This is a genomic window from Kitasatospora sp. NPDC057198, assembly GCF_042670125.1.
GTDB lineage: Bacteria > Actinomycetota > Actinomycetes > Streptomycetales > Streptomycetaceae > Kitasatospora.
Window position 1 is genome coordinate 1 of the sequence record NZ_JBHUWH010000344.1, and the last position, 8,677, is coordinate 8,677.

Annotated in this window: 8 protein-coding genes and 1 pseudogene; 2 read left to right on the plus strand and 7 right to left on the minus strand. The window is 77.8% G+C overall.

Annotated features, from left to right (window positions below; genetic code table 11):
• From ACFUEL_RS29295 to ACFUEL_RS29310, 4 genes are all read right to left on the minus strand, one after another.
• Positions 1-850: DUF5914 domain-containing protein (locus ACFUEL_RS29295; RefSeq protein WP_380239786.1), on the minus strand; the 850-nt coding region annotated here is incomplete at its 3' end.
• Positions 847-1,833, minus strand: coding sequence for a phytoene/squalene synthase family protein (locus tag ACFUEL_RS29300; protein ID WP_380239787.1), 987 nt, complete (start codon positions 1,831-1,833; stop codon positions 847-849). The genes ACFUEL_RS29295 and ACFUEL_RS29300, both read right to left, overlap by 4 nt.
• Positions 1,820-3,391: a phytoene desaturase family protein gene (crtI, locus tag ACFUEL_RS29305; RefSeq protein WP_380239788.1), complete on the minus strand. Its 1,572-nt coding sequence runs from the start codon at positions 3,389-3,391 to the stop codon at positions 1,820-1,822. Before crtI ends, ACFUEL_RS29300 begins: the two co-directional genes overlap by 14 nt.
• A complete protein-coding gene (locus tag ACFUEL_RS29310) occupies positions 3,388-4,530 on the minus strand; it encodes a polyprenyl synthetase family protein (protein ID WP_380239789.1) in 1,143 nt (380 codons plus the stop codon). Before ACFUEL_RS29310 ends, crtI begins: the two co-directional genes overlap by 4 nt.
• A gap of 439 nt (positions 4,531-4,969) precedes the next feature.
• On the opposite strand from ACFUEL_RS29310, the gene ACFUEL_RS29315 reads away from it, so the two are divergent.
• A complete protein-coding gene (locus tag ACFUEL_RS29315; protein ID WP_380239793.1) occupies positions 4,970-5,866 on the plus strand; it encodes an SDR family oxidoreductase in 897 nt (298 codons plus the stop codon).
• 150 nt (positions 5,867-6,016) lie between these two features.
• Positions 6,017-7,198 (plus strand): spore photoproduct lyase family protein, encoded by a 1,182-nt coding sequence (locus tag ACFUEL_RS29320; RefSeq protein WP_380239790.1) that lies wholly within the window; start codon positions 6,017-6,019, stop codon positions 7,196-7,198.
• 66 nt (positions 7,199-7,264) lie between these two features.
• Here the strand turns inward: ACFUEL_RS29320 and ACFUEL_RS29325 are convergent, their stop codons facing one another.
• The 3 genes and pseudogenes from ACFUEL_RS29325 to entE form a co-directional block, all read right to left on the minus strand.
• Positions 7,265-7,765 carry a GNAT family N-acetyltransferase gene (locus ACFUEL_RS29325; protein WP_380239791.1) on the minus strand — a complete coding sequence of 167 codons (501 nt, stop codon included), beginning with the start codon at positions 7,763-7,765 and terminating at the stop codon, positions 7,265-7,267.
• Complete coding sequence (locus ACFUEL_RS29330) at positions 7,762-8,412, minus strand: isochorismatase family protein (protein WP_380239792.1); 651 nt, start codon at positions 8,410-8,412, stop codon at positions 7,762-7,764. The genes ACFUEL_RS29325 and ACFUEL_RS29330 overlap by 4 nt, the downstream gene beginning before the upstream one ends.
• Before the next feature lie 28 nt (positions 8,413-8,440).
• Positions 8,441-8,677, minus strand: a pseudogene (gene entE, locus ACFUEL_RS29335) (2,3-dihydroxybenzoate-AMP ligase); the annotation flags it as partial.

Consider the following 8,677-nt stretch of genomic DNA (forward strand, 5'->3'; position numbering starts at 1 on the left):
CCTCCACCACCGCCGTGCGCGGCGCGGGGGAGGCGGGGGCGGTCAGCGGGGTCGCGTGGGTCTCCACCACCGACCCCGCCCCCTCGCCCTCGACGATGCGCATGACGACCGTGCGCGGCCCGGGAGCGGTGAAGACCGCGCGCACCGGCACCACCAGCCGCCCGGCCACCCGGAAGGACACGTCCACCAGGAACCGGTCCTCCCCGGCGCCGTCCGGCACCTCGCCGTCCGGCACCTCGCGGACCGTCAGGTCGGTGAACGAGTAGGGGTGGAACCAGGAGCCGTGCCACGGGTCCAGCCGGTTGGCCACCACGTCCTCGGGCTCGCAGCGGCCCAGCCCCGTGTACACCGCCGCCACCGCCCCCCGCAGGCCGGGCCGCTCCACCGCCACCGGCCGCCCGGTGGGCTCCCCGCCCCCCACGGCGTCCAGCCGCACCCAGGCCAGCACGCCGTCCTCGTACGCCGGGAAGGGCTCCCAGCCGGCCGCCGGGCCGCCGTCCAGGGCCAGCCCGTGCCAGCGGCAGACCAGCGTGCCGCACACCACCCGGCCGTCCTTCAGCGGCGCCCCCAGGTGCGGGCAGACCCCCGGCCCGGCCCGCAGCGCCCCCGCGGCGTCCCGCCACAGCACCACCTCCGTGCCGCCCACCAGCCGCCCGCACGGCCGCCCGCCCGCGGCGACCTCCCCGGCCGCGCCGACGGCGAACCAGTTCCCCGACGGCCGGGCCCCCGCCCGCTCGAGCGCGGCGGCGATCAGCGCGGGCCGCGCCTGCCGCCACGACGGCTCCTGCCGCGCCCAGCCCGCCCCCCGGCGCAGCCGCAGCGGCGACCTCCAGCGGCCCCCGGCGCTCACCGCCCCACCCCCCGAGGCCGCGGGCGCCCGGACGGAGGCCCGCTCCGCGCCGGGACCCGCACCCGGGCCGCCGCGACGCGGGCCAGACCCGACGCGGCGACGGCCGCCCTCCGGCGCACCGGCACCGCCACCCGCCGGTGCAGCACCGGGTAGCCGCCCTCGGCGATCGCGTCGAGGATGCCGCCGTACAGCAGGAAGGCCGTCCGAATGCAGGGCCGCACCCGGGGCTCCAGCATCGCGATGCCCGGCTCGGCGTCCCGGTAGACGCCGCGGGTCAGCGCGGCGGCGGCCACCAGCGCCGCCCGGATGCGGGCGTCGTCCCGGCCCGTGCGGCGGCTCCACTCCAGCAGCGGCCGGCCCACCCCGTGGGCCGCGAGCAGGTCGGCCGGCAGGTACACCCGGCCGCGGTCCAGGTCCTCGCCCACGTCGCGCAGGAAGTTGGTCAACTGGAACGCCACCCCGAGGGCCGCCGCGTACGGTTCGGCCTCGGCGCGGCACGTCACCGTGCCCAGGACCGGCAGCATCTGCAGGCCGATCACCGCCGCCGAGCCGTGCATGTAGCCGTACAGGTCCCGGTAGGTCGGGTAGTCGGTGACGGTGAGGTCGGCGCGCATCGAGGCCATGAAGTCGGTGAACAGCACCGGGTCGATGCCGTACCGCCCCGCGGTGTCCGCGACCGCCCGCACCACCGGCTCGTCCGCGTCGCCGCGCCGCAGGCCCTCGGCCAGGTCCCGCTCCAGCACCGCCAGCAGCCGGTCGCGCTCGGCGGGCGTCTCGCGCCGGTCCAGCCCGTCGACGATGTCGTCCGCCCACCGGGCGAAGCCGTACAGCGCGTGGACCGCGCTCCGGCGCTCCGGCGGCAGCAGCCGGGTCGCCAGGAAGTAGGTGCGGCCGTGCCGGGCGTTGAGCTCCCGGCAGGCGGTGTACGCCGCCCGCAGGTCGGGGGCCGCGATGCCCGCGGCGTCCAGTTCACGGGCCGTCATGCGGTGCTCCTGCGGTCGGAGGGGCGGTCGGCGTCGCGCCGGGCACCGAGGGCGCGCGGCGGCGCCCCCGGACCGGCCGTCCGGCACCGGTGATCCGGGCGGCGGCGAGCTTCCCGCTGATCAGGACGGTCGGGACGCCGACCCCGGGCGTGGTGCCGCAGCCGGCCAGCACCACGTTCTCCAGCCCCCGCACCAGGTTGCGCGGCCGGAACGGGCCCGTCTGCGCGAAGGTGTGGGCCGCGGAGAACGGCGTGCCGGCCGCGTGCCCCCGGGCGGTCCAGTCGGCCGGGGTCACCAGGCACTCCTCCTCCACGGACTCGCCGATCCCGGTCAGCCCGCGCCGCTCCAGGGTGTCGAGCAGGCGGTCCCGGTAGCCGGGCGCCAGGTCGCCCCAGGCCGCGGCGTCCGGGCCGATGGCGGTGTTGGGCACCGGGGCCAGCACGTAGTGGGTGTGCCGCCCGGCCGGGGCCGCCGACGGGTCCGTGCCGGTCGGCCGGGTGATCAGCAGCGAAGGGTCCGTCATCAGGCTCCCGGTGCGGGTCAGTTCGTCGAACGTCCGCTCCCAGGCGTGCCCGAACGACAGGGTGTGGTGGGCCAGTTCCGGCCACGTCCGGTCGGTCCCCAGGTGCAGGACGACCGCCGACGGCGAGAACCGCAACGGCACCGCCCGCCGCGGCGCCCGCCCCAGCAGCCGGTACGCCACCGGCAGGTCGGGCGTGAGGACGACCGCGTCGCAGGCGATCCGTTCGCGGTCCGTGACCACGGCCGTGACCCGGCCCCCGCTCCGCTCCAGCTCCAGCACGGTGCTCCCGTAGCGGAACCCGGCCCCCGCCGCCCCGGCGACGGCGGCCATCGCCCGGGGCAGCGCGTGCATGCCCCCGCGCGGGAACCACACCCCGGCCACCGTGTCCATGTAGGCGATGACCGCGTAGGCGGCCAGCGCCCGGGCCGGCGCCACCCCCGCGTACAGCGACTGGAACGAGAAGACCCGCTGCAGCCGCTCGTCGCGCAGGTGGCGCCCGATCCGCGGCGCGAGCCGGCCGAACCCGCCCAGCGCGGCCAGCCGCACCAGGTCCGGGTTGAGCAGCTGCCACGGCGAGTCGAAGTCGGTGTCGATGAAGCGCCGCATCTGCGCCCGGTGCAGCCGCACCAGCCAGTGGCGCAGCTCCCGGTACCCCGCCGCCTCCCGCGCCCCGGCGAAGCGCGCCACCTCGGCCTCCATCGCCTGCGCGTCGGTGTGCACGTCCAGCGCGCTGCCGTCGGCGAACCGCGCCCGGTAGGCGGGGTGCAGCGGCAGCAGGTCCACGTGCGCGCGCAGCGAGGTGCCGACCGCCGCGAACGCCTCGTCGGCGAGGTCGGGCATGGTCAGCACGGTCGGCCCGGTGTCGAAGAGGTACCCGCCGCGCCGGATCCGCCCCGCCCGCCCGCCGGGCTCCCCGTCCCGCTCGACGACCGTCACCCGCCGCCCCGCGCCGAGCAGGTGGCAGGCGGCCGACAACCCGGCCAGGCCCGCCCCGACGACCACCACGTGATCGGACGGCGGCACGGTGCGCCTCATTCCGTCCCCCCGCCGTCGTACGACCCGGCGTCGTACGACCCGGCGTCGCACGACCCGGCGCCGCACGACCCGGCGGGCGGCAGCCCCGCGGCCGCCCTGAGCAGGTCGGCCAGCCGCCCGGCACCGGGGCCCGTCGGGCGCGCCCGCTCCAGGTGCTCCGCGCCGCGCGCGGAGAGCCGTTCGACGCGGGACTGCACGGCGGCCCGCGCCCCCGTCCTGACCAGCACCTCCCTGACCTCCGCCAGGGCCCCGTCGTCCAGGTCCGGATCGCCCAGGCAGCGCTCCAGGACGTCCGACGAGACCCGGTCGCCGCGGCCCGCCGCCCGCGCGTGCGCCACCGCGACCAGGTAGGTGGGCTTGCCCGCCCGGACGTCCTCGCCGCAGGGCTTGCCGGTCCGCGCGGGATCCCCGAAGACCCCGTCGAGGTCGTCCCTGAGCTGGAAGGCGACCCCCGCGCAGCGGCCCGCGCGGCGCAGCCCCGCCACCTCCTCCGGGCCGGCCCCGGCCAGCACCGCGCCCAGGTGCACGGGCCGCTCCACCGAGTACATGGCGCTCTTGAGCCGCGCGATCCGCAGCGCCCGGCCCGGCGACCGCGACCGGGTCACCTGGCCGTGCACGTCCGCGTACTGGCCGGCGACCAGCTCCGTCCGCAGGTCCGACCAGACCTCCCGCAGCCGCGTCCCCACCCGGGCCGGCAGCCCCGCCTGCGCGGCGGCGGCGAGGTCGTCCGCCCAGGCGAGGGCCAGGTCCCCGGCGAGGACGCCCGCGACCGCGCCGAGGTCCGCGGCACCCCGCTCGCCCACCGCCGGGGCGTACCGGGCGGCCACGTCCAGGTGCAGGGCCCGACGGCCGCGGCGCGTCGCGGACCCGTCCATCACGTCGTCCTGGACGAGCGCGCACGTCTGGAGCAGCTCCAGCGCCGCCGCCGTGGCCAGCGCGGCGTCGACCGGCCCGTCCCCCCGCCCGCACGCGCGCATCGCCCACCACAGGAACTGCCCCCGCGTCCGCTTGCCCCCCGACCGGGTGAAGTCCGCCACCCGGAGGGCGACGTCGGCCGCGAAGGCCCCGTCGGCGGCGGACGCCCGCGCCACCCGGTGGCGCAGGTACCCGTCGAGCACCCCGCCGATCGCGCCCGGCACGTCGCCGTCGACGCACCGGGCCGGCGCCGCGGCCCGGCCGGCCGCCGGGAGCCCCGCGCCACCGGGCGAGCCGCGCCCCCCGGCCGGAGAGCGGAGCACACCCGGGCGACCGACCTGCCCGGGCGGGGCGGATCGGCCCGCCGCGGACGCCGTCAGTGGTACGGAGAACATCGGACCAGCCTTCCCGTCGGGTTCCGGTGCACGTCCCGTGCGGGCGTCCCGGGGCGCCGTGCACCGGTGGCGCAGAGGGCGCTCTCCGTCTATCCCCTCCACCGGGGTCCCAGTCCGCCCGCGGCGCACGATTCACCCCCCGAGAGGCACCCGCCGCCCGGCCGGACCGCCCCGGCGCGGAGCCCACCGGACCGGGGAGCCGACCGCCCGGCGGTGCGTGCGGTGGCCCCGGCAGACGGCACCTCCTAGCGTGGACGGCATGTCACCGATGGGTGGAAAGGGCGTTTCGCCCCTGGCGGGACGGGTCGCCGTCGTGACCGGTGCCGCGCGCGGCCTGGGCGCGGCCCTGGCCGCCGAACTCTCGCAGCGGGGCGCGACCGTGGCGCTGCTCGGGCTCAACCGGCAGGCACTGGAACAGGTCGCCCGGTCCCTGCCCGGACCCAGCGGCTGCTGGGAGGCCGACGTCACCGACGACGAGGCGATGGACCGCGCGGCCGCCGGGGTGCGGCGGACACTGGGGCCGCCGTCGGTGCTCGTCGCCAACGCCGGGGTGGCCGAGGGCGGGCCGTTCGCCGGATCCGACCCCGCCACCTGGCGGCGGGTGGTCGAGGTCAACCTGACCGGCAGCGCGATCAGCGCCCGCGCCTTCCTGCCCGACCTGCTCGCCACCCGCGGCTACCACCTGCAGATCGCCTCCCTGGCGGCGATGGGGACCTCGCCCATGATGAGCGCGTACTGCGCCTCCAAAGCGGGCGTCGAAGCGTTCGCGCACGCCCTGCAGGCCGAACTCGCCCACCGGCACGTCGGGGTCGGCATCGCCTACCTGAACTGGATCGACACCGAGATGGTCCGCGACGCCGACCGGCACACCGTCCTGCGGGAGCTGCGCGCGCACATGCCCCGCCCCGCCCGCAAGGTGCACCCGGCGCACACCGCGGCCGCCCGGCTCGTGCGGGCCGTCGAACGGCGCTCACCGGCCGTCTACCTGCCCGGCTGGCTGCGCGCCGTCCAGCCCGTCCGCGCCGCCCTGCCGCCGCTGGTCACCCGCCTGTCCCGCACCGAAGTGCCGCGCATCGCCGCCCACCACGCCTTCCGCGCCACCGGCCTGCTCGGCGCCGGCGGTCGGGACGCCACCGCCTCCGGCGGACCGGACCGGCCGCGGTGAACCGCGCCGGGGTGGAGCGGCCGGGCCCGCTGTGGCACTGACGGGCCCGCCGCTGCACCGACGGACGCCTGCTGCACCGGCGGACGCCTGCTGCTCCCCGCCCGACGGCACGGGCCCGTCCGCCCGCCCGGCCTCCGTACACTGGTCGGCATGCGACAGCGTCCCGGAGAGCCGGGGGACGAGCCCGAGGGCCTGTTCGACCTGGACGAACTCCTGGCCGCCCAGGCACCGGCCGGGGACGGGACGGGGCGGTCCTTCCGCGACGGGGAACGGGCACGCGGGCTGCTCGACGTGGCCCGGATCTACGCCGAACCCGCGGCCGCACGGTCCTGGCGGGGCCGGCAGGTCATCGCCCGCTTCCCCCGCGCGCGGCTCGTCGAGACGGACTCCCACTGGCGCATCCCCGACCTGCACGGCAACGCGGGCAACGTGGAACGCTGGGTGCGGATCAAGCGCGGCACCCTCGTCCTCGGCGAGCGCAAGTCCTTCGGCATCCGCCCCAACGGGCGGTCCGCCGACTGGATCGCCCCGGCCCTCTCCAACGGCTGCGCCATGGCCTGCGCGTACTGCTACGTCCCGCGCCGCAAGGGCTTCGCCAACCCGATCACCGTCTTCACCAACGTCGAGCGCGTCCTCGCCGCCCTGGAACGGCACGTCGCGGCCGCCGGCCCCAAACGCGAGCCCAACCAGTGCGACGAGCAGGCATGGGTCTACGACATCGGGGAGAACGGCGACTGCTCGGTCGACGACCTGATCAGCGACAACACCGCCGACCTGGTCCGGGCCTTCCGCCGGCTGCCCACCGCCAAGGCGTCCTTCGCCACCAAGTTCGTCAACCCCGACCTGCTGCGGCTCGACCCCCGGGGCCGCACCCGCATCCGCTTCTCCGTGATGCCGCCCGAGGACTCCAGGCACCTCGACATCCGCACCAGCCCCGTCCCCGACCGCCTCGCGGCGGCCGCCGACTTCCTGGACGCCGGCTACGAAGTGCACTTCAACCTCTCCCCGGTGGTCATCCGCCCGGGATGGGAGCGCGACTGGGGCGAACTGCTGCAGGCCATGGACGACACGCTCCCGGGACGGGTCAAGGACCAGGCCGCCGCGGAGATCATCATGCTCACGCACAACCAGGACCTGCACGAGGTCAACCTCGGCTGGCACCCCCGTGCCGAAGAAGTCCTGTGGCGGGAGGACCTCCAGCAGCCCAAGCGCTCCGAGAACGGCAGCTGGAACGTCCGCTACCGCGCCGGTGTCAAAGCCCCCGCCGTCGAGGCGCTGCGCGCCCTGATCGGCGCCCGCGCCCCGTGGCTACGGGTGCGCTACGCGTTCTGAGCACCGCCCGCACCGCGCCGCATCGTGCCGCGCCGCCCGCACCGCACCGCCGGCCGCGGTCGCGGGTCACAGCGGGCGGCGCAGGACCCGGGAGCCGCGGGCGGGGTCCAACTCGGCGGCCCAGGACGGCGGGGCGGCCGCGACCGGGACTTCGGCGAAGCCGTGCCGGGCGAACAGCGCGCCGTCGCCGGTGGTGGCGGTGACCACGGCGGACAGCGCGGCCCGGCGGGCCCGCGCCAGCACGGCGGCCACCAGCAGGCCGCCCAGGCCGAGGCCCTGCCGCTCGGCCCGCACGCACAGGTTGTGCAGGACGCCGGTCGGCGGATGCCCGGGGCCGGGCGGCAGGAGGCGCAGCGCCGCGCAGGCGTCCGGGACGCCGCCGGGGCCGCGGACGACCAGGAAGGTGTCCGCCGCCCGCCGGTAGTCGGCCGGGGTGCGGGCGCGCAGCGCCCCCGAGCGCAGGAACGGCAGCGACAGCTCGTACAGGGCGCGGGCGTCGCGGGGACCGGTGCGGACGGCGACGGGGGCGGGGGCGAGGACGGCGACGGGTGCGGGGGCGGGAGTCATTCGTCCCCGCGCCCGGACAGCTGCTCCAGCACCCGCGCGGTGTCCAGCACGACGGCGCACTTCCCGGCCGTCCAGCGCAGCGCCTCGCGGTGCTGCTCGGCGGAGAAGTCGGCGACGGCGTCGGCGACCACGAAGGCCCGCAGGTCGCGCTGCCAGGCGTCGGCGGCGGTCATCTGCACCCCGATGTGGGCGTAGACCCCGGTGATCACCAGCTGGTCGCGGCCGAGCGCGGCGAGCTGCTCGGCGAGGTCGGTGCGGACGAAGGCGCTGTACTTCCACTTCAGGACCAGCCGGTCCCCGGGTTCGGGCGCGACGGCGGCGGGCATCCCCCGGGCGTGCTCGTCGGCGGGCAGTCCGGGGCCCCAGAAGTCCAGTTGCAGGCCGCGCTGTTCGGGGCTCTGCCCGCCGCGCTGGTGCGAGTAGAACACCGGGACGCGGGCGGCCCGGGCGGCGGCCAGCAGGCGGGCGGTGTTGGCCAGCGCGGGTTCCAGCGGCGGCCCGGCGGGCGGGAACGCGGACAGGAAGTAGTGCTGCAGGTCGTGCACCAGCAGGGCGGCCCGGCCCGGGTCGACCCGCCAGCGGACGCGGTTCGGCGGCAGCTCGGCGGGCAGCGGCAGCGGGTAGGGGGCGATGGCGGGGAGTGCCACGGGGAAGGGGCCTCTCTGACGGGGGGATTCAGTCCTGGCGGGCGCGCAGGCCCTGCTTGCTGACCTTGCCGATGCCGGTGGACGGGAAGGACTCGACGAACTCCACCAGGTCCGGCACCTTGTACCCGGCCAGCCCGGCGGCCCGTACGAACGACCTCAGCTCGGCGGGCCGGGGCCGCTCCGCGCCGGGGCGCAGGACGACGTACGCGCGGGAGCGCTCGCCCAGGAACTCGTCCGGCACGGCGACCACCGACACGTCGTGCAC

Bases quoted from the DNA above. Each gene is read 5' to 3' on its own strand.
- ACFUEL_RS29300 (WP_380239787.1), bottom strand. From the start codon at position 1,833: ATGACGGCCCGTGAACTGGACGCCGCGGGCATCGCGGCCCCCGACCTG.
- ACFUEL_RS29315 (WP_380239793.1), top strand. From the start codon at position 4,970: ATGGGTGGAAAGGGCGTTTCGCCCCTGGCGGGACGGGTCGCCGTCGTG.
- ACFUEL_RS29325 (WP_380239791.1), bottom strand. From the start codon at position 7,765: ATGACTCCCGCCCCCGCACCCGTCGCCGTCCTCGCCCCCGCCCCCGTC.
- crtI (WP_380239788.1), bottom strand. From the start codon at position 3,391: ATGAGGCGCACCGTGCCGCCGTCCGATCACGTGGTGGTCGTCGGGGCG.
- ACFUEL_RS29320 (WP_380239790.1), top strand. From the start codon at position 6,017: ATGCGACAGCGTCCCGGAGAGCCGGGGGACGAGCCCGAGGGCCTGTTC.